This is a genomic window from Megalodesulfovibrio gigas DSM 1382 = ATCC 19364, assembly GCF_000468495.1.
Lineage (GTDB): Bacteria > Desulfobacterota > Desulfovibrionia > Desulfovibrionales > Desulfovibrionaceae > Megalodesulfovibrio > Megalodesulfovibrio gigas.
This window is the reverse complement of record NC_022444.1, coordinates 2,595,291-2,614,850: the sequence shown is the minus strand read 5'-3', so window position 1 is coordinate 2,614,850 and position 19,560 is coordinate 2,595,291. Positions and strand designations below refer to the sequence as shown.

Here is a 19,560-nt window from a genome sequence, read left to right as displayed (position 1 = left end):
ACGATGTTCCCATCATCCTATTTCGGGGAGGACCGTCCGCCAAAATGCGTGGATTTTGGCGGACTCACGGAGCCTGGGGCTCCGGGGACGCCTTGCAGGCGGCCCAGTGTTGCGTCTTCCATGTATGGACATATTTTGAGGACGCAACACTAGGAAACAAGGTGCGCAAGGAGCACGTCGTGTACAGGATGCTCATGTTGGCTGGCTGCTGTGTAATGGCCCTTTCGTTCCTTTCCGGCTGCGGCGAGACCCCTTCGCACGCACAGACGGCCCAGGAAAACGCCACTGCGGCCGCTGCCCCGTCCCGCACCGTGAATGTGCAGGTGGAGCCGGTGGCGCCGCGTCCCTTCAAGGATATCCTGATTCTGCCCGGCCAGACCGAGGCCCTGCAGGATGTCCGGCTGGCCATGGACGCCGAGGGCCGCGTGGACTGGGTGGGCGTGGAAAAGGGCGACCTGGTGCAAAAAGGCCAGGAGCTCCTGCGCCTGGATGCCGACCTGGTGGCCGCCCAGCTGGCCAAGGCCAAGGCGGATCTGGCCCTCAAGCAGGATTTGGCCACCCGGCGGCAGTCGCTCTTTCAGCAGGCCGTGTTGTCCAAGGAAGAGCATGATCAGGCCCTCACCGAGCTGGCTGTGGCCAAAGCCACGGTGACCGAGGCGGAAACGGCGCTGTCGCGCACCGTCATCCGTGCGCCGTTCACGGGACGCATCAACAACGTCACGGTTGATCCTGGCGAATACGTGGTCAAGGGTGAACCGGTAATCGAGATGGTCAACGTCTCCACCATCCGCGTCACCGTGAGTGTGCCGGAGATGGATGTGCGCCACCTGAACGTGGGGCAGGAGGTGGCGGTTTCCATCGACGCGCATGGGGCGGACCGCTGGGACGGCGTGGTGGATTTTGTGGCCTGGAAGGCGGACGACGCCACCAAGACCTTTGAGGTGCGCGTGGTGGTGGACAACAAAGACGGCCGCATCCGGCCGGGCATGGCCTCCCGCGTGGCCTTTGTGCGTCGTGACATCCCCGACGCGCTCACCGCACCCCTGTTCGCCGTGGTGGATCGCGGCGGCGAGCGGCTGCTGTATGTGGCGCAGGACGGGGTGGCCCGGGCGCGGCAGATCGTCATCGGGCACATTGCGCAGGATCGCGTGCAGGTGCTGGAGGGGCTGGCCGCGGGGGATTGGCTCATCGTCACCGGGCACAAGGATGTGGAAGACGGCATGCCCGTGACGGTGCAGAACATGCCCCTGGCCGCCAGGGAAAACACCGCAACGCCGCAGGTGGTGGCCCAGTGATCATCCCCAATCTTGCCCTGGCCCGTCCGTGGGCGGTGCTGGTCAGCGTGCTGGGCATCACTTTGTTCGGGATCATGAGCTATGCCACGCTGCCGCGGGAAAGCTCGCCGGACATCACCATCCCGTATGTCTTCGTCACCACCACCTACGAGGGCGTGGCTCCCGAGGACATGGAAACCCTGGTGACCATGCCCCTTGAACGCAAGCTCAAGGGCCTGAAGGATGTGGAGGAGATGAAGTCCACCTCCGAGGAGGGGTTGTCCTTCATCTCCATCAAGTTCCTGCCCTCGGTGGATATCGACGACGCCTTGCAGAAGGTGCGGGACAAAGTGGACCAGGCCAAGCAGGATTTGCCCAAGGATCTGGAAGACGATCCCGAGGTGACCGAGGCCAACTTCTCCGATGAGCCCATTCTGCAGGTGGCGCTGTCCGGTCCCTTCTCCCTCAAGCGGTTGAAGACCCTGGCCGAGGATCTGCAGGACCGCATCGAGTCCGTGCCGGGCGTGCTGGAAGCGCCCATCATCGGCGGGCTGACGCGGGAGATTCACGTGGAGCTGGATCTGGACCGTGTGGGTTTCTACCGGCTGCCCGTGTCCTCCATCATCAGCTCCGTGTCCCAGGGCAACGTGAACATGCCCGGCGGGTCCCTGGATATCGGCGAGGGCAAGTATCAGGTGCGCGTGCCCGAGGAATTCAGCTCACCGGTGGAAATCAACTCCCTGGTGGCCCTGGTGCGCGACGGCAAGCCCGTGTACCTGCGCGACGTGGCCGAGATCAAGGACGCCAACAAGGATCCCGCCACCATCAGCCGGTTCCAGGGCGAACCCAGCGTGACCATTCAGGTGAAGAAGCGCGCGGGCGAGAACATCATTTTCATCACGGACGCCGTCAAGCAGATCATCGAGGAGATGCGGCCGCAGCTGCCGCCAAACCTGCATATCGAGGCCATGGCCGACCAGTCCAAGGAGATCCGGCGCATGGTGGCGGATCTGGAAAACAACATCATCACCAGCCTCATTCTGGTGCTGGGGGTGGTGCTGGTGGGCATCGGCGGCCGCAGTGCGGTGTTCGTCTCCACCGCCATTCCGCTGTCCATGCTGGTGACGTTTGCCGTGCTGGAGCTGCTGGGCGTGACGCTGAACATGGTGGTGCTGTTCTCCCTCATCCTGGCCCTGGGCATGCTGGTGGACAACGGCATCGTCATGGTGGAAAATATTTACCGCTACCTGCAGCTGGGGCACTCGCGGTTCGAGGCGGCCAGACTGGGGGCAAGCGAGGTGGCCTGGCCGGTTATCACGTCCACCCTGACCACGGTGGCGGCGTTTTTCCCCATGGTGTTCTGGCCGGGCATCATGGGCGAGTTCATGTCCTTTTTGCCGCTGACGTGCATCATCGCCCTCATGGCCTCCCTGTTCGTGGCGCTGGTGGTGAACCCGGTGCTGTCCGCCAAGTACCAGACGGTGCCCAAAGGGGTGGCTGCGGATGGCGAGGTGCCGCCCGGCTGGCTGCAACGCCGGTATCGCGGGCTGCTGGACTGGGCGCTGAATCACCGCGGGCTGGTGATTCTGGGCTGCATCGCCTCGCTGTTCGGGTCCATCATTGCGTTCGGCATGTTCGGCAAGGGGGTGGAATTCTTCCCGGATACGGAGCCGAACCGGGCCTTTATCGAGATCAAGGCCCCGGTGGGCACCAATCTTGCCGCCTCCGACCGGCTGGTGCACCAGGCCGAGGAGGTGGCGCGGCAGTATCCGGATATTCTGTACGTCATTTCGCAAATCGGCTCCGAAGGCGGCGATCCCTTCAGCTCCGGCGGCTCGGGCGAGCATCTCTCCCAGATCACCCTGGAATTCAAGGATTTGCAGGACCGTTCCCGGCCGTCCTCGGAAATCGTGGCCGAGCTGCGCGGCATCCTCAAGGAAACCATCAAGGGCGCAGAAGTGCGGGTGGAAAAGCAGGAGGAAGGCCCGCCCACCGGCGATCCCGTGACGCTGGAGCTCATGAGCGACGACCTGGCCGCCCTGGACGCCATGTCTCAGCAGTTGCGCAAGGTGCTGGATGCCACGCCCGGTCTGGTGGATGTGAACGACAACGTGCTGCGCGGCAAGCCTGAACTGGCCGTGCGGGTGGACAAGGAAAAGGCCGCCCTGATGGGGCTGGATGCCTACACCATCGCCTACACCATCAAGACAGCCTTCAATGGCGTGAAGGTGGGCGTGTACCGCGAAAGCGACGAGGAATACGACATCGTCGCCAAGCTGCCCAAAAAAGACCGCACCAGCGTGGAATCCGTGCGGCGGCTCACCGTGGCCGGCCCGGACGGCGAGCCCATCCCCCTCACCAGCGTGGCCCGGGTGGAACTGACCAGCGGCCTGGGCGGGGTGCATCGCAAGAATCAGAAACGCGTGGTGACGCTCACGGCGGATGTCTCCGGCCGTCTGGCCAACGACGCCATCGCCGAGCTTACGCAGGCTTTTTCCTCCATGACCTGGCCCCGCGGCATGACCTGGCGTTTTGCCGGCGAGCAGGAGGAACAGCAGAAAGCGCAGGCCTTCCTGACCAAGGCCTTTGCCGGGGCCGTGTTGCTCATCCTGCTGGTGCTGCTGTGCCAGTTCAACTCCCTGGCCGCGCCGCTCATCATCCTTTCCTCTGTGGCCTTGTCCCTCATCGGCGTCTTTTTGGGACTGCTGGTGACGAACATGGCCTTCGGCGTGATCATGACCGGCGTGGGGGTGGTGAGTTTGGCCGGGGTGGTGGTGAACAACGCCATTGTGCTCATCGATTATTACTACGTGCAGCGCAGCCAGGGCCTTGCCGTGCGTGAAGCCTTGCTGCACACGGGCATGACGCGATTTCGCCCGGTGCTGCTCACGGCCGTCACCACCATGCTGGGCCTGCTGCCCATGGCCACGGGCGTGAGTTACGACTTCTTGAATCTGCGCTGGGACGTCGGCGGGGAATCCACCCAGTGGTGGGGACCCATGGCCGTGGCGGTGCTGTTCGGTTTGCTGGTGGCCACCTTCCTCACGCTGGTGCTTGTGCCGGTCTTGCTTTCCGTTGTGGAAAGTGTAGGGGCATGGAGAATGCGCCGTACTCAGAAACGACAAGGAGCGGCCGTCGTGTTGTCATGATTCTACAGTATACGCGACGGCATCTATCGTGATGAATCAGCGAGGAAGAGAATCATGTCCAGACCCGCCGCGTTTCATGCGCCGCTCGTTGTGGAGCCATACCCTGCGTCCGAAGAAGAGGTCGACTTTCATGAGCGCCGGGGCTTCCATCGCGTGGCCTTGGCGCCGGATCAAATCTATCCTCTGGTGCTGGTGCGCGAGGACGGGCAATGCCTCCAGGCTGTGCTGATGGACATCTCCATCGGCGGCGCGCGGGTCAGGCTCCGCACGCCGTCCCCCCAGCTGGAAGAAGGCGAAATGCTGCTGCTGGAGCATTGCGCCATGGACCCCTTTTGCGGCAGGATGGAGGGAATGCATGCCCAGCTGGTCTGGAGACACGGAAACCAGGCCGGCTTGTTGTTTGAAACCCTCTTGGAATGATGCGGAGTGTTTGCATGTCCACCGCCACCTGCACGGCGCAGCTGGTGATTGCCGGCCGCTTTGATCCCCACGAATTCACCAGACTTTCGGGGATGAAGCCCACGGGCGTGCGCCGACGCGGGGACTTCATCAAGGGCACCATCGAACAGCATGATCAGGATCAATGGATCGTCGCCACGCCCCCGCGGCGGGGCGGACGCTGCGAAGACGTGCTCTACGATCTGTTCTCCCTCGCCTCCCCACACGCCCAGAATCTGCACTTTCTGGCCCAGCTCCATGGCTTGCAAAGCACCATCCGTCTGGCCGTGACGGTGGAGAAGGGCGCCTCCCTGCCGGTGCTGGAGCTTTCGCCGGAAAGTCTGCGCCGCATGGAGGTGCTGGGCGCCACCCTGGCCATCCACATGCAGCCGGCTGCCGATTGATTCCCCGCCGGCGCGGCGGGACTCTCTTGCCAAGGGATGGCAAATGGCGCACTATCAGGGCAATATCCTCCATACCAAGGAGCATGCCCATGCCAGAGACTGCGCCCCTCACGCCAGCCGCCACACCGGAATCCCCCGCCGCCACACCGTTGTACGTTGGGGTGAGCACCTGCCTGCTGGGCGAACCCGTCCGTTACGACGGCGGGCACAAGCATGATCGCTACCTGACAGACGTGCTCGGCCGGTTCGTCCGGTTCGTGCCCGTGTGCCCGGAGGTGGAATGCGGCCTCGGCGTGCCACGGGAGGCCATGCGGCTGGTGGGAGACCCCGCCGCCCCGCGACTGGTGACCCAGAAGACCAACCTCGACCACACCGAACGCATGCAGGCCTGGGCGGCCGGACGAGTGGAGGAGCTGGCCGGCCTGGACCTGTGCGGCTTCGTGTTCAAAAGCAAATCCCCCAGTTCCGGCATGGAGCGGGTGAAGGTCTACGGCGAGAACGGGCATCCCGTGAACAAGGGCGTGGGGCTGTTTGCCCGGGCCTTCATGGAGCGTTTTCCCCTCCTCCCGGTGGAGGAGGAAGGCCGCCTTAACGATGTGCACCTGCGGGAAAATTTCATCGAGCGTCTGTTCCTGTACAAGCGCTGGCAGGATACGGTGCAGCGCCAGCGCACCATGGCGTCTTTGATGGAGTTCCACACCCGCCACAAGCTGCTGCTCATGTCTCACAGTCAGGAAAAGCTCCGAGCCCTGGGCAAGATCGTCTCCGACATCGGCAACGCGGATGTGGAAGCAGCCATTGCGGCCTATTTTCCCCTGATGATGGATGCCGTCGCCCAGCATGCCACGGTCAAGAAACAGCGCAATGTGTTGCTGCACGTCATGGGCTACTTCAAAAAGCACCTGGACGCCGATGAGAAGCAGGAACTACTGGAAGTGGTGGATCGCTACGCCGCCGGGCTGGCCCCCCTCATCGTTCCGGTGACGCTGCTCAACCATTATGTCCGCAAATATCGTCAGCCGTACCTGCAGGCGCAGTGGTGGCTGCAGCCGCATCCCGTGGAGCTGGCCTTGCGCAATCATGCCTGATTCCGCGCTCCGGCCGCACCGGTTGATCCCTGGCTGCTTCTCTGGCAAGAATGAAGTCGGATTTTTGCAACTGCTGTTGTGATTTTTTTCGCAAGCGGGAGTCAAAGAGACGTCATGTCCTGTGATTTCATCGATAAATGGCTGGCCTGGGCCAGGGAGATGCAGGCCATGAGCCAGACCGGCCTGGCCTACAGCCGCAGCGCCTACGATACGGAAAAGTACGCGCGGTTCATGGAAATCGCTGCGGAAATCACCGCCCTGGCCGCTGCCTTGCCCGCGCCGCAGGTGCTGGAGGGCTTCCGCATCCAGCCCGGCTATGCCACGGTCAAGGTGGATGTGCGCGGGGCCGTGGTGCACGAGGGGCGCATCCTGCTGGTGCGGGAAACCCAGGACGGCCGCTGGGCCATGCCCGGCGGCTGGGCAGACGTGGGCGAGTTGCCATCGGCCATGATCAAGCGTGAAATTCTTGAAGAAAGTGGCTACGAGGCCGAACCCCTGCGCGTGATTGGTGTGTTCGACGCCAACCGCGGCGGCCGGCCCCTGGAATTCTTCCATGCCTACAAAATCGTGTTTTTGTGCGAGCTGACCGGCGGTGCCCCCCGCGCAAGCGCCGAGACGTCCGAGGTCGGCTTCTTTGCCTTCAACGCCTTGCCGCCGCTCTCGGAGCATCGCACCAATCTGCTGCATTTGGGCGAGGTGCAGAAGCATCTGCACCGGCCAGAGAGCCCCGTGTACTTCGACTGACGGAGCCGCCGCAGTGGCTGGCGTTGATTCTGTCGCAACAAGAAGTGATGTATTGATGGACAAAAAGTCTGTTGCCGCCGCGTTGTTCGACGTGGACGGCGTGCTGGTGGACTCCAAGGCCGCCTACCTTGGGTTTTACAACGATGTGCTGGCCCATGTGGGGCTGCCGCCCATGACCGCGGCCGAGGAAGTGCAGATCTTTTCCTTCACCTTCGAGGACGGCTTCAACCACCTCATCCCCCCGCCCCTGCGTCCTCGCGGCCGGCAGTACATCGATGCCACCCGCTTCGAGGACTATCTGCCCCGCATCCGCCCCATGCCCGGCGCCCTGGACACCCTGGCCCGGCTCAGGGCCCAGGGCCTCAAGCTCGGCGTATGCACCAACGGCGCGCGGCGGGAAGTGGATGTGGTCTTCGGGACATACGGCATTGCCGAGCAGGTGCACGCCGTCGTCACCTGCAACGAAGCCCCCCGTCCCAAGCCGCATCCGGATGGGCTGTTGCTGCTGCTGGAGATGCTGGACGTGCCCCGCGAGGCGGCCGTGTATATCGGCGACAGTCCCGTGGACGAGCAGGCCGCCCGGGCCGCAGGGCTGGAGTTCTGGTCCTTCCGCAGTCCGGCCTTGCAGGCCGCGCGCCTGCTGCAGCACCACGGCGAGGTGCTGGAGGCGCTTCTGCCGTAAAATTGGGTATTGCGGAAAGGTTTTTTGCCAGGAGTGCAAAAAGACTATTGAAGTTTTGGAAGGGGAAAGCGCGAGAGGGGAGAACNAAAAGGTTTCCCCTCTCGCAGGCCCTTCTTTTTAAAAATGTGCCTCTATTGCGACGCCGGGACCAGAATATCGCCGGCGATGATCCTGCGGCGGATCTCGTCCAGCTCGGCCGGCAGCTTCGGCGGCAGGGCGGCGCGGGTGTAGGTCATGGGCGAGAGGCCCACCCCGCCGTTGCGCAAGGAAAAGGAATATTGCTTGTTCTCGAAGGTGTTGGACATGATGGCGTCCAGCACGTTTTCCAGGGCCACATCCACGCGCTTCATCACGCTGGTCAGAATGACCCCCTTGGCCAGGTGATCCTGATCCGTATCCACCCCCACAGCCCGCAGGCCGCCTTCCGTGGCAGCCCGGAACACGCCCGTGTTGGATCCTCCGGCCACGGCGAACAGCACATCCACCTTGTGCTCCCGGGCCAGGGCCTGCGCCACGGCCTGGGCCTTGGCCGGGCTGTTCCAGGGATTGGCCTCGGGATTGGCCTCGCTCAGGAAGATGCGATGCAGGGCGCAGCGAGGATTCTGGTAGATGGCTCCGGCCTCGAAGCCCTGGATGAAGTCCAGCACCGCCGGCGCTGCCGCCCCGCCCACACTGGCCAGGGCCTTGGTGGTGGAGACGGCTGCCGCCAGATACCCGGCCTGGAACGCCGCTTCCTCCACATGAAAGCGCGAGCCGGCCACGTTGGGCGCGAAAACGGCGGGGGTGGCGTCCACCACGAAGAAGCGCACCTGCGGATGCTGCGGCGCCAGACGTTCCACGGCGGCCAGCATGGACCAGCCCTGCCCGGCAATCACCACCGTGCAGTTGCGTTCCAGCAGTTGCCCCAGGGCCAGACCGGCGGGATCCGGCTGGTTGTCCTGCAGGGTGGTGATGTCCATGACAAATTCATGCCTGGCGCGGCCCGCCACCAGGGCGGCGTATTGCATGTCGTTGTAGCCGCTGTCCCCCAGTCCGTCCGAGGAGATGGCCAGACACACCTTGTGCGCTGCGCCGCCAGGGGCAGGCGGGGCGGCCGATGGCGCGGCGGCCGGCGACTTCGGCGGGCTCGGCGTTTCCGGGGTATCGGAGCAGGATGCCATCAGCAGCATCCCGGCAAGCACGACAGACACGACGAGTCGAATGTTCATGCGCCATCCTCTGCCTGCAATACGGTGCAGCTGTCGCAATCGCCTCGAAGGAGGAAACCCCTGCGGCATGATACACCACAGGATACGGGATCAGGCAAGCGCATCAATCACCAAAGTCCCTTGCGCCGGCAGCCGCGGACGGCCACCAGCTCCACCAGGCCCATCATGCCCAGGGGGACGACGAGGAACAGCAAGGTCAGTGCGGCGGCCAGGCTGCGATCCGAGGACGCCAGATACGGGAACAGGTGTGCCGTGTACGAAGGCGTCACTCCGCCGCCGATGAGCAGCACCAGGAAGTATTCGGAAAACGCCACCAGAAACACCACCGTGCCCCCGGCTGCAGCTGCGGGCAGCAGCAGGGGCAGTTCCACCCGGATAAACCGCTGCAACGGGCCTGCGCCCAGGATGGCGGCGCACAGGCCGTAGTTCGTGCCCATGGTTTCGTAGCCGGCCACCAGGGCGCGCAACATATAGGGATAGCTGAAGGTGGTCAGGATGAGCACCACGCCGGCGGTGCTGTCGTCCAGCCCGGCGTGGATGAACAAGGTCTGCGCGCCCATGGAAAAGGTCATGGCCGGGGCCAGGGCCGGAGCCAGCAGCAGGCCTTCCACCAGGGCCTTGCCCCGGAACTGCTGCCGGGCCAGCAGGGCGGCCGGAGCCAGACAGAGCAGAAAGCACAGCCCGGCCGTGGCCAGGGAGTATCCGGCTGAGGCCAGCAGCAGGCCGCCCAGTAGCAGGCGTTGGGACCAGATGAACGCAAGGCTGCGGCTGTCCAGCACGTCGGGAATCAGATCAGGATACCGCCAGCCGGGCCCCACGGCATAGCCCAGCAGCACCACGGCCGGCCCTGCGAACAGCAGCGCCACCAGCCCCAGCAGCAGCCAGGACCTCACAGGCCGCGTTCCTGCCAGCCCACGCGGTGCGCCAGCCGGGCATACAGCGCGATGCAGCCCACGGAAAACAGAAACATGGCCGCAAGCAGGGCCATGGCCTGGGGGCGGTCCGCCAGATCGTGCTGAAAATACAACGTATAGACCTCCACAGGCAGCATGCCCGGGCTGCTGCCGGCCAGCAGCCAGGGGATGTCGAAGGCGCCGAAGGCGTACAGAAACAGGATGATGAACGCCGTATGCAGGGTGGGGGCGCAATGGGGGAGGATGATGCCCCGGAACCGCTGCCATCGCCCAGCCCCGAGCATGATGGCCGTGGTCTCCAGCTGCGGATCCAGCCGGCGCAGGGCCGCCAGACACAGCAGGATGACGAAGGGCGTCTGCTTGAAGACGTATGCCAGGATCATCCCCGTGCCGAAGGGCGTGTACAGCAGGGAGGGAAACTCGGACGGCTGCGCGATGAGCCCCAGCTGATGGCACACGCTGGCCGCCAGGCCGGATTGCCCGAACAGGATGAGCACGATGAAGCCCGCGGCCACGTGTGGCAGGATGAGGGGCAGCTTGTAGATGGTGGCCAGCGGCTGCCAGCGGGACGGCAGCCGCCACAGGCCCCAGGCCAGCACCACGCCCAGGGCCACGGACCCCAGGGCCGAGGCCAGCCCCACCCACAAGGAGAGCGCCCAGGCCTTGAGCGCCCACGGCTCCAGCAGTGTTGCCCAGGCCTCGGCCGCAGACAGGCCCGCCGGCACCGGCAGCAGGGCGCCCAGGCTTTGGGCCACGGTGAGGCCCAGTCCGCCCAGAAACAGCACCGCCACCGGCAGCCCCAGGGGAGCCAGGCGCAGCAGCACCGGCCCCCAGCCGAGCGGCGTGCCGTGGCGCCCGGGATCTGTCCTCGTCATGGTTTACCGCAACACATTATTGCTCCAGCCTTTTTCCAGGGCCTCCAGCCAGGCGGCCGGGATTTCCGGCACGCCGTTGGCGGCCAGGGCATCCGGGGGCAAGGTGGCCGGGCCCAGATCCACGGCCAGGAACCGGGCGCGCGTGGCCTCATCCAGCCGGGCCAGATCGATGGCCGGCGAATCCCCCCAGTTGGCCGGGTCGAACTTGGAGAGCTGCGCTTCCGGCGAAAGCAGGAAGTTGGCCGCCACCATGGCCGCGGCCTTGTTGGGGGAATTGGCCGGAATGGCCGTGAAGTGCGTGTTGAACAGGGAGCCGTCATCCATGATGAATGTCCGCACCGTGGGGGGGTAGGTGCCGGCCAGGATCTGGCTCTGGGCATGGCTGGGATGGTAGCTCATGGAGAAGGCCACCTCGCCGCGAGCAAAGAGGGTGTCCAGCCCGGCGGAATCCTTGGGATAGGTCTTCCCGCCCTGCCAGAGACTGGGCTTCATGTCCTGCAAATAGGTCCACAAGGCAGGGGCCTTGGAGTCGAACAGCTCCCGGTCGAAGGGACGCAGATACTGCTCATGGCCGCCGGTGAGGGCATAGAACGCCTGCCGGATGAAGGCCGAGCCGGTGAAGTCTGGCGGTTGGGGGTAGGTGAACTGGCCGGGATTCTCCTGCACCCACCGGGCCAGGGCGGCGAAGGTGCGCGGTGGTTCCGGGGTGCGGGCGCTGTCGTACTCAAAGACGAACTGGGCGCGGCCGTAGGGGACTTCATACCCTTCGGTGGGGGTGCCGAAGTCCATGGCGGCAGCCTCAGGGTCCACATACTGCTGGAAATTGGGCAGCCGCTGGGCCACGGGGCCGTAGAGCAGGCCGGCTTCCTTGGCGTTCTTGAAGTTTTCGCCGTTGATCCACAGCAGGTCGATGGAGCCATCCTGCTTGCCGGCGGCGTGTTCGGCCAGCAGCTTGTTCATGAAGGCTGCGGCGTCCATGGGCACGCGCTGCAGGGCGATGCCGTATCGGGTCTTGAGTTCGGCAGCCACGTATTCATCCACCCATTTGTTGGTGTGGGCCCAGCCGCCGAACATGAAGAAGCGCACCGTGCCGCCGCGGGCGGCAGCCTCCACGGCGGGCCAGTCCATGGCCTCCAGCGCGGGTTGCTCGGCGCGGGACACCACAGGACCGCACAGGACAATCAACAGAAGGCACAGCAGACGGATCATGATGCTTGCTCCATGGGGAACTCCGACGCAGCCAGGGTGATGGACACGCGATTCCCGGGGCTGAGGCCGTTGGCCTGGCTGTACACGGACAGCTCAAGGCCAAAGGCCGTGACCTGATATTTCCAGTAATGTCCGGCGAATTCCGCCTCTGCAATCACTCCCGGCCCGTTGGGGTCCGGCGTGAGATGCAGGGATTCCGGCCGCACCAGCAGCGGTCCATCCTGCCCGGCAGTCAGGCCCAGTTGCTGCAGCAGCCGGCCGGGCACGATGTTCACCGGCCCCAGAAAGGCGGCGGCCTCGGCCGTGGCCGGGGCGTGATACAGCTCCCGGGCCGTGCCGCACTGCACCAGCTGGCCATCCAGCATGAGGCCCAGCCGGTCGGACATGGCGAAGGCTTCTTCCAGATCGTGCGTCACGCTGATGGTGGTCACGCCGAAGCGCTTTTGCGTGGTGCGGATGAATCGGGCTGTCTGCAGTTTGAGATTGCGGTCCAGGTTGGCGAAGGGCTCGTCCAGCAGCAGCAACGCCGGTTCCACCACCATGGCCCTGGCGATGGCCGTGCGCTGCTTCTGTCCGGCAGAGAGGTGGGCGGGGTAGGCGTGCTGCTTGTCCTCCAGCCCGAAGTACCCGAGCATGCCCCGGACTTTTTCGAGAATTTCCGCCCGGGGCAGCCGTCTGGCCCTGAGGCCGAAGGCCACGTTTTCAAAGACCGTCAGGTGCGGAAAAAGCAGAAAATCCTGGAACACCAGGATGACCGGATGCGCCTTGGAGGGCGGCGAGGCAAAGGCAAGGGTCCCGGCGTCGGGGTGTTCCAGACCGGCGATGCACTTGAGCAACGTGGTCTTGCCGGCGCCGGACGGGCCAATGAAGGACAGGATTTCCCCGGCCTGCACGGTAAAGGAGACGTCGTGCAGCGCCTCCAGGGATTGCTGCCCTGAGGAAACGCCGAATCGTTTGCCCAGCCCGTCAACCTGCAAAAACATGGGAGCCATGAATGGAGTGCATAGAAATGGTGGATTGATTCACGCGAGTCATGGCACGATCCGTCGTCAGGCGCAACACCTGTTTCGTCGCAATCTGCGCGCGTTACGGCGCGGCAGGCACCAGGCCTTCGCGTTGCAGATATTGCACCACTTCCCAGGCCAGCACGCCGTTGCCGGCTTCGTTGAAGTGGGCCAGGCCGTCGGGCAGGGGGAATTTGCTGTTGCGCATGGGCGCGGAAAGATCCAGGGACCGCAGGCCCACGGCCTCGGCCAGGACGTGCAATCCCGGCAATTGCGTCAGCAGCACGAAGTCGGCGTTGTGAGCCGCGCATTCGGCGTTCATGGCCATGAGGATGGCCAGGGCCGTGCCGAAGAGCCGTTGCTGATGCGCCCATTGGGCCGCGGTCATGCCGTCGGGGATGCCGATTTCCGCCGCCACGGCCGGCGTGGCCCGGGGTTTGACGGAGTGGGCCACGTGCAGCAGGAGATCCCGCAGCATGGCATAGGCCCGGCTGGCGGAAGCGATGCGATCCAGGGTCCGGGCATGCACATACCAGGCGGCGTTGTTGGAGACCGGGGAATTGGTGAGCACCAGATTGCTGTTTTCATCCAACACGAACATCGGTTTGCCCATGCCCCAGCGGCTGTCGTGCAGGTGGCGTTCATCCCCGAAGTGGGACACCAGGGCCATGACGATATCCGGCTGATACCGGAAGCCTTCCTTGCGCAGGGACAAGAGTTCCTGATCCACGCCGTAGCCGTCCACACCCAGATTGATGCATTCCACCTGATCCAGATAGCCTTCCATCAGCATGCTGTAATGCTTTTCGATGGGCACGCCGAAGCCAAAGGTGCGCGAATCCCCCAACAGCACGATGCGGGTGGTGCCGGCCGGTTTTTCATAGGGGGTTTCATCATCGCGGAGGCCTTTGGAATTGATGGCATAGCGGATGATGTCGCCCGTGCGCTTGCTGGTGGCGACAGCACCGGGGCGCAGGGACCAGCCCAGTTCGGGATCCAGCCGGGTCAGTTGCGGCGGCACGGCCAGCCCCAGGGTTTTGGGAAGCAGGACGTAGAGCAGGCGTGCTGCTCCCTCCACGGCGCATAGCACGAGCACCACGAGGATGCAGCCGTACAGGCTGGCGCGGGCCTTGGACAGGCGGGGAGGAGTGGGGGAAGGCTCGACAGTCATCCAGGGGACTCTACATATTTTCCGGTGGCGACGCAAGAACGGTCAAGGCAGGGACTGCAGCAATCGCAACAGTGCGTCCAGGTCCACTGGTTTGGCGATGCAGCCGTCCACCTCCATCTCCTGCAGTTGGACGGGCACGGCATTGGGGGAAAAGGCGGTCATGGCGTAGACAGGCGTCCGCGGCAGACCGTACATTTGTTCGGCCTGCCGCAGCAGGCGGGTGGCCTCCAGGCCGTCCATGTTCGGCATCTGCAGATCCATGAAGACCACATCCGGGCGGTGGGTGGCGTGCAGGGCCAGGGCCGTGGAGCCATCCCTGGCGGCGAGCACCTCGTGCCCGGCCAGTTGGAGCACTTCGGTCAGGGAGGCGAGCCCGGGCGGGTAGTCGTCCACCAGCAGAATGCGGCGGGGCTTCTTCGTGCGCGGCAGGGCAGGCCGGGTGGATTCAGGGCCGGGGGGCGGTGCGGTCCTGGCTGGATCTGCAACGGCAGGCAGGGGCAGCAGCAGGGTGCAGAGGCGGCCACGCTCCGCATGGTGTTGTCGCATCATGGTGCCGCCAAGAAGCCGCACCAGGGTCTGGAGCATGTCCGGCTCATGGAGGATTGGACAAGGCTCGGCCGGGGCGGTGTCGCTGATGCTGATGGCCACACGCTCCAGCGGGGCCGGCGGGCCGGGGCGGATGGCCTGGATGCGGATTTCGCCGGTGCGGGAGTGCTGGATGGAATCGTCCAGCAAGGCGAACAGCACCTGCAGCAGCAGGGTGGGATCTCCCGTCACCTGCCCCTGGGCGGCAGGGGTCACGCTCCAGCCCAGGCGCAGGCCCCGGGCGCGGGCCAGGGCGGCAAAGGCCGCCGCCGCCTGGGCCAACAGCGAGGGCAGGGTGAACGGTTCGGCAGAAGGCGGATCGACGGATTCGGGCTGGGCGCCCACCAGCCGTGCCATGGCGCGGGCGGCGGTCTCCATTTCACGCACCAGCTGCAGGCTCATGGGATCGTCCAGACGATCCTGCAACTGGCCGGCCGCAGCCAGGAGCCCCTGCATCGGCGTTTCGAGGGTCCTGAGTCGCCAGGCAAGCCAGGTGGCGTGCGTCAATTCCGACTGTGCTGCATGGGTATCCGTCATGGAAGTGTGGTACCGTTTTTTTTCGGAGGAGACAATGCGGCGCACGCGGAAAGCAGGCGGTAACATTCTGTTAAAATAAGTTAAGTATACAGCATTCCACCACCCTCGGGCCGCGGCTTCAAGGGGGCGCCTGCCGGTATACGCCTGCGGTAAAAGCAGGTACACAGGCGCAGGCCCGAACACTCGGCCATGTGCCGCAACAGGATGCCAAATAAGGAAATTGAGCATGTTCAGCACGTTGCAAGATGTCATCGCCGTCATGCCGGGTCGGGGGGACAAGCCGGCGGTGGTTCTGTTCGCCGAGACCGGCCCGCAGACCCTGACCTATCGCGAACTGCACGCTCAGGCCCAGGCCGTGGCCCAGGGGCTTTTGGCGCGCGGGGTGGCCCGGGGCGAGGCCGTGGGGTTGATGATCCATGCCTGCCCGGAGGCTTTTGTCGCGGCCCTGGGCATCCTGGAGGCCGGCGGCGTGGTGCTGCCCGTGGATGCGCAGCTGGCCGGCGAAGGGCTGGCACATGTGGTGGGAGACAGCAGCCTGCGGTTTGTGTTTACCGCTGCCGAACATGTGCCCGTGTTGCAGGACGCCGGCGTGAATCCGGAGCACTGCCTGCTGCTGGACGCTCCGGCCACGGCACCGCATTCCTGGCGGGAGCTGCTGCACCATGCCGGGGATGCCCGCTTTCTGCCCCGCATGACGGCCGACGAGTCCGCCGCCTTGTTTTACACTTCCGGCACCACGGGGCGGCCCAAGGGCGTGCCCCTGACCCACGGCAACATCATCTTTCAGCAGAATGCCCTGGTGGAGGCGAAGCTGATCCACGCCACGGACACCATGCTGCTGCCCCTGCCGCTGCATCACGTGTATCCGTTTGTCATCGGCATCTTTACGTCACTTTCGCTAGGCCTCACGGTGGTGTTGCCGCAGTCCCTCACGGGCCCGCACGTCCTGGGGGCTGTCAAGGAGGGCGGCGTCACCCTCATCGCCGGGGTGCCGCGGCTGTACACGGCCATGCTCACCGGCATTCGCGGCAAGGCGGCGGCCAAGGGAGTTGTCGCGCGCATCGCCTTTGAAAAAATGGTGGCCACCAGCGCCTGGATCAAGGACAAGACCGGCCTGCGCGTGGGCAAGGTGCTGTTGCGCTCCCTGCATGAGGCCGTGGGACCGAAGCTGCGGGTGCTGGCCTCGGGTGGATCGCCCCTGGATGCCGATGTGGCGCGCGATCTGGAAGCCCTGGGCTGGCAGGTGGCCGTGGGATACGGACTGACGGAAACCTCGCCCATCCTGGCCCTGGATGCACCAGGGGACGCCCGCCCCGGCACCGTGGGCCGGCCGTTGCCCGGCGTGTCCATCCGTCTCGCGCATGTGCCCGGGCTGGAGACCCTGCCCGAGGGCGTGGGCGAGGTGCAGGCCCGGGGGGCCGGCGTCTTTGGCGGGTATCGCAATCTGCCAGAAAAAACCGCCGAAGCCTTCACCGAGGATGGCTGGTTCCGCACCGGGGATCTGGGCCGTCTGGATCCTGACGGCCGGCTGACCCTCTTTGGCCGCGCCTCGGTGATGATCGTCACCCAGGGCGGCGAAAACGTCGATCCGGAAAAGGTGGAACAGGCCCTGGAGACGCACCCGGTCATTGCCGAGGCGGCGGTGTTGGCCTGGAAGGGCGGGCTGGCGGCGCTCATCGTGCCGGATCCGGTGGAGACGCGCAGCCGGCGGTCCAACATCGACGAGGTGGTGCGCGAGGCCGTAACCCAGGTGGCCCAGCGGCTGCCCAGCTACCAGCGGCCCGTGGACGTGGCCGTGACCCCCGTGCCCCTGCTGCGCACCCGCCTGGGCAAGCTGCGGCGGCATGTGCTCGCGGAGCAGTTCGAGCGGGCCAAGGCCGGCATGATCGTGGCGGACGCCGATACCGGTCCTCTTCCCGAGGAGCGCTGGAAGGAGGCAGACCGCACCCTGCTGGACCATGAGGCGGCCAGGGCCGTCTGGAACTGGTTGCGGGAGCGCTATGCCGACGCCCGGCTGTCTCCGGACACGCAGATGCAGCTGGACCTGGGCGTGGATTCCCTGGAGTGGCTGGTCATCGGTCTGGCCCTCAAGGATGCGGCCGGGGTGGAGATTTCCGAGGAAGCGGCAGCGCGCATCGTCACGGTGCGGGATCTGCTGCAGGAGGCGGTGGCGGCGTCGGCGGCCACCGGCGAAAACGCGCCCGCCCCAAGGGCCGGGGCCGATGTGAAGACCATCATCGAACATCCGGAAGCCGCCCTCACCCCCGAGCAGCAGCACTGGATCACCCCTCTGGCTCCCTGGATGCGCGGCGTGGCCTGGTTCGTGTGGCTGTGCTTCAGGATGTTGGCAAAAATGCTTTTTTCCATGGAAGTGCGAGGGGTTGAACGCCTCAGGGACGTGCGGCAGTTCGTGCTGGCTCCCAACCATTTGAGCTATCTGGATCCCTTTGTGGTGCTGCCGGCCGTGCCCTTCGACGTGCTGCGCCGCATGCAGGTGGCAGGCTGGACGGGGGCGGCGTTTCATAATCCCGTCAACCGCTTCTTCAGCCGCCTGGCGCAGACTGTGCCCATCGATCCGGACAAGGGCGTGGCGGCCTCCCTGGCCCTGGGGGCGGCGGTGCTCAAACTCGGCCGCAGCCTGCTCTGGTTTCCGGAAGGGGTGCGCTCCACCAGCGGGGAATTGCGGGAGTTCCGCCCCGGGCTGGGGCTGCTGCTGGAGCGCTATCCGGCCACGGTGGTGCCGGTGTGCATCCATGGCACCTGGGAGGCCATGCCGCCAGGACGGTTCAGCCTCCGCCGCGTCAAGGTGGTGGTGCAGTTCGGCGAGCCTGTTTCGCCTCGGGTGCTGCTGGAAGACATGCGGGACACTGCAGGCCAGATGCCAGCGGCCCAGCGGATGATGCAGGCCGTACGCCAGCGGGTGGCAGTGATGCAGCAGGCCTTGCGGGCGGAATTCGGAGGCCGGGCATGAACGGGCAATCCCGGCCGGCCACTGCCACCGCCTGGCAGCTGCGCGCCTGGGCGCTGTACGATCTGGCCAATCAGGCCTTCGTCACGCCCATCCAGTCCTTCATCTTTGCGGCGTACTTCACCAACGCCGTGGCGGCCAATCCCACCCAGGGCACCACGCAATGGGGAAACATGGTGGGGATTTCCGGCGTGCTCATTGCCCTGGGCGGGCCGCTGCTGGGGGCCATGGCCGACCGCACCGGCCGCCGCAAGCCCTGGCTGGGGGTGTTCACCCTGTTGTGCATCTTGTGCACGGGCCTGCTGTGGTACGTGGCGCCTTCGCCGGAATACGTCTGGCTGGCCTTGCTGCTGGTGGGTGTGGGCACCATTGCCTCGGAGTATTCCCAGATTTTTTACAATGCCATGCTGCCGGAGCTGGCGCCGCCCGACCGGCAGGGGCGGTGGTCCGGCTGGGGCTGGGCCACGGGATACTTCGGCGGCATCGTCTGTCTGACGGCGGGACTGTTTCTGTTCATCGGCGAAAATCCCCTCATCCCCCTGTCACGCGACGGCGCGTACCACATCCGGGCCACCAATCTGCTGGCTGCGGGCTGGTACTTCGTGTTTGCCATCCCCCTGTTCCTGTTCACGCCGGATGCGCCAGCCACGGGTGCGGCCCGGCTGGGGCCGGTGCAGGCGGCCCGGGAGGGGGTGCGCCAGCTGGTGGATTCCCTGCGCCATGCCCGGCGGCACCGGCACATTCTCAAGTTCCTGGTGGCGCGGACCATCTACAACGAGGCCTTGTCCACCACCTTCGTCTTTGGCGGCATCTACGCCGCCGGCTCCTTCGGCATGACCACGGCCGAGGTGCTGACCTTCGGCATCGCCATGAACGTGAGCGCCGGCCTGGGAGCCTTCTGCTTCGCCTGGGTGGATGACGCCATCGGCCCGCGCAAGACCATTCTGTTTTCCTTGCTGGGGCTGGTGGTTCCCGGCGCGGCCATTCTGCTGGTGCACGACAAGCTGTGGTTCTGGGTGTTCGGCCTGCTGATGAGCGTGTTTTTTGGCCCGGTGCAGGCGGCCAGCCGCACCTGGCTGGCCCGCAGCGCGCCGGAAGGGCTGCGCACGCAGTTCTTCGGGCTGTTTGCCTTGTCTGGCAAGGTCACATCGTTCATGGGACCGCTGGCCGTGGCCTGGCTGACGGCACTGTTCGACAGCCAGCGCATCGGCATGAGCTGCGTCGTGGTCTTCCTGGTGATTGGCGGAGTCTTGATGCTCGGCGTGCCCCAGGCCGGACCGCAGGAGAGCGGTGATCAGCGGTGATCTGCG

16 protein-coding genes are annotated in these 19,560 nt (G+C 65.4%); 9 read left to right on the top strand and 7 right to left on the bottom strand.

Annotated features, from left to right (window positions below; genetic code table 11):
* Positions 1-188: 188 nt before the first annotated feature.
* From DGI_RS11460 to DGI_RS11430, 7 genes are all read left to right on the top strand, one after another.
* Positions 189-1,295, top strand: a complete 1,107-nt coding sequence (locus DGI_RS11460; protein ID WP_051286525.1) for an efflux RND transporter periplasmic adaptor subunit — start codon at positions 189-191, stop codon at positions 1,293-1,295.
* Complete coding sequence (locus DGI_RS11455) at positions 1,292-4,423, top strand: efflux RND transporter permease subunit (protein WP_021761223.1); 3,132 nt, start codon at positions 1,292-1,294, stop codon at positions 4,421-4,423. Before DGI_RS11460 ends, DGI_RS11455 begins: the two co-directional genes overlap by 4 nt.
* Before the next feature lie 54 nt (positions 4,424-4,477).
* Positions 4,478-4,843 carry a PilZ domain-containing protein gene (locus DGI_RS11450; RefSeq protein WP_027193113.1) on the top strand — a complete coding sequence of 122 codons (366 nt, stop codon included), beginning with the start codon at positions 4,478-4,480 and terminating at the stop codon, positions 4,841-4,843.
* A gap of 14 nt (positions 4,844-4,857) precedes the next feature.
* Positions 4,858-5,265 (top strand): DUF4279 domain-containing protein, encoded by a 408-nt coding sequence (locus DGI_RS11445; RefSeq protein ID WP_027193114.1) that lies wholly within the window; start codon positions 4,858-4,860, stop codon positions 5,263-5,265.
* A gap of 89 nt (positions 5,266-5,354) precedes the next feature.
* A complete protein-coding gene (locus DGI_RS11440) occupies positions 5,355-6,353 on the top strand; it encodes a YbgA family protein (protein ID WP_021761218.1) in 999 nt (332 codons plus the stop codon).
* Between the two features lie 114 nt (positions 6,354-6,467).
* Positions 6,468-7,097, top strand: a complete 630-nt coding sequence (locus DGI_RS11435; protein ID WP_021761217.1) for an NUDIX hydrolase — start codon at positions 6,468-6,470, stop codon at positions 7,095-7,097.
* Between the two features lie 55 nt (positions 7,098-7,152).
* Positions 7,153-7,779 carry an HAD family hydrolase gene (locus DGI_RS11430; RefSeq protein ID WP_027193116.1) on the top strand — a complete coding sequence of 209 codons (627 nt, stop codon included), beginning with the start codon at positions 7,153-7,155 and terminating at the stop codon, positions 7,777-7,779.
* 131 nt (positions 7,780-7,910) lie between these two features.
* On the opposite strand, the gene DGI_RS11425 is transcribed toward DGI_RS11430, so the two are convergent.
* The 7 genes from DGI_RS11425 to DGI_RS11395 form a co-directional block, all read right to left on the bottom strand.
* The gene (locus DGI_RS11425) at positions 7,911-8,987 is read right to left on the bottom strand and encodes a BMP family ABC transporter substrate-binding protein (protein WP_021761215.1); all 1,077 of its coding nucleotides are present in this window, start codon (positions 8,985-8,987) and stop codon (positions 7,911-7,913) included.
* A 107-nt stretch (positions 8,988-9,094) separates the two neighbouring features.
* On the bottom strand, positions 9,095-9,880 hold the full coding sequence (locus DGI_RS11420; RefSeq protein ID WP_021761214.1) for an ABC transporter permease subunit: 786 nt from the start codon (positions 9,878-9,880) through the stop codon (positions 9,095-9,097).
* The gene (locus DGI_RS18460; RefSeq protein WP_021761213.1) at positions 9,877-10,776 is read right to left on the bottom strand and encodes an ABC transporter permease; all 900 of its coding nucleotides are present in this window, start codon (positions 10,774-10,776) and stop codon (positions 9,877-9,879) included. The genes DGI_RS11420 and DGI_RS18460 overlap by 4 nt, the downstream gene beginning before the upstream one ends.
* Before the next feature lie 3 nt (positions 10,777-10,779).
* On the bottom strand, positions 10,780-11,985 hold the full coding sequence (locus DGI_RS11410; protein ID WP_021761212.1) for an ABC transporter substrate-binding protein: 1,206 nt from the start codon (positions 11,983-11,985) through the stop codon (positions 10,780-10,782).
* Positions 11,982-12,977, bottom strand: a complete 996-nt coding sequence (locus tag DGI_RS11405) for an ABC transporter ATP-binding protein (protein ID WP_327023350.1) — start codon at positions 12,975-12,977, stop codon at positions 11,982-11,984. The genes DGI_RS11410 and DGI_RS11405 overlap by 4 nt, the downstream gene beginning before the upstream one ends.
* A 94-nt stretch (positions 12,978-13,071) precedes the next feature.
* A complete protein-coding gene (locus DGI_RS11400; protein WP_021761210.1) occupies positions 13,072-14,160 on the bottom strand; it encodes an SGNH/GDSL hydrolase family protein in 1,089 nt (362 codons plus the stop codon).
* A 42-nt stretch (positions 14,161-14,202) separates the two neighbouring features.
* Complete coding sequence (locus DGI_RS11395; RefSeq protein WP_158407328.1) at positions 14,203-15,282, bottom strand: response regulator; 1,080 nt, start codon at positions 15,280-15,282, stop codon at positions 14,203-14,205.
* 226 nt (positions 15,283-15,508) lie between these two features.
* Here DGI_RS11395 and DGI_RS11390 point away from each other — a divergent pair, with 226 nt between their 5' ends.
* Positions 15,509-18,253 carry an AMP-binding protein gene (locus DGI_RS11390; protein ID WP_021761208.1) on the top strand — a complete coding sequence of 915 codons (2,745 nt, stop codon included), beginning with the start codon at positions 15,509-15,511 and terminating at the stop codon, positions 18,251-18,253.
* Positions 18,250-19,554, top strand: coding sequence for an MFS transporter (locus tag DGI_RS11385; protein ID WP_021761207.1), 1,305 nt, complete (start codon positions 18,250-18,252; stop codon positions 19,552-19,554). Before DGI_RS11390 ends, DGI_RS11385 begins: the two co-directional genes overlap by 4 nt.
* Positions 19,555-19,560 lie beyond the last annotated feature (6 nt).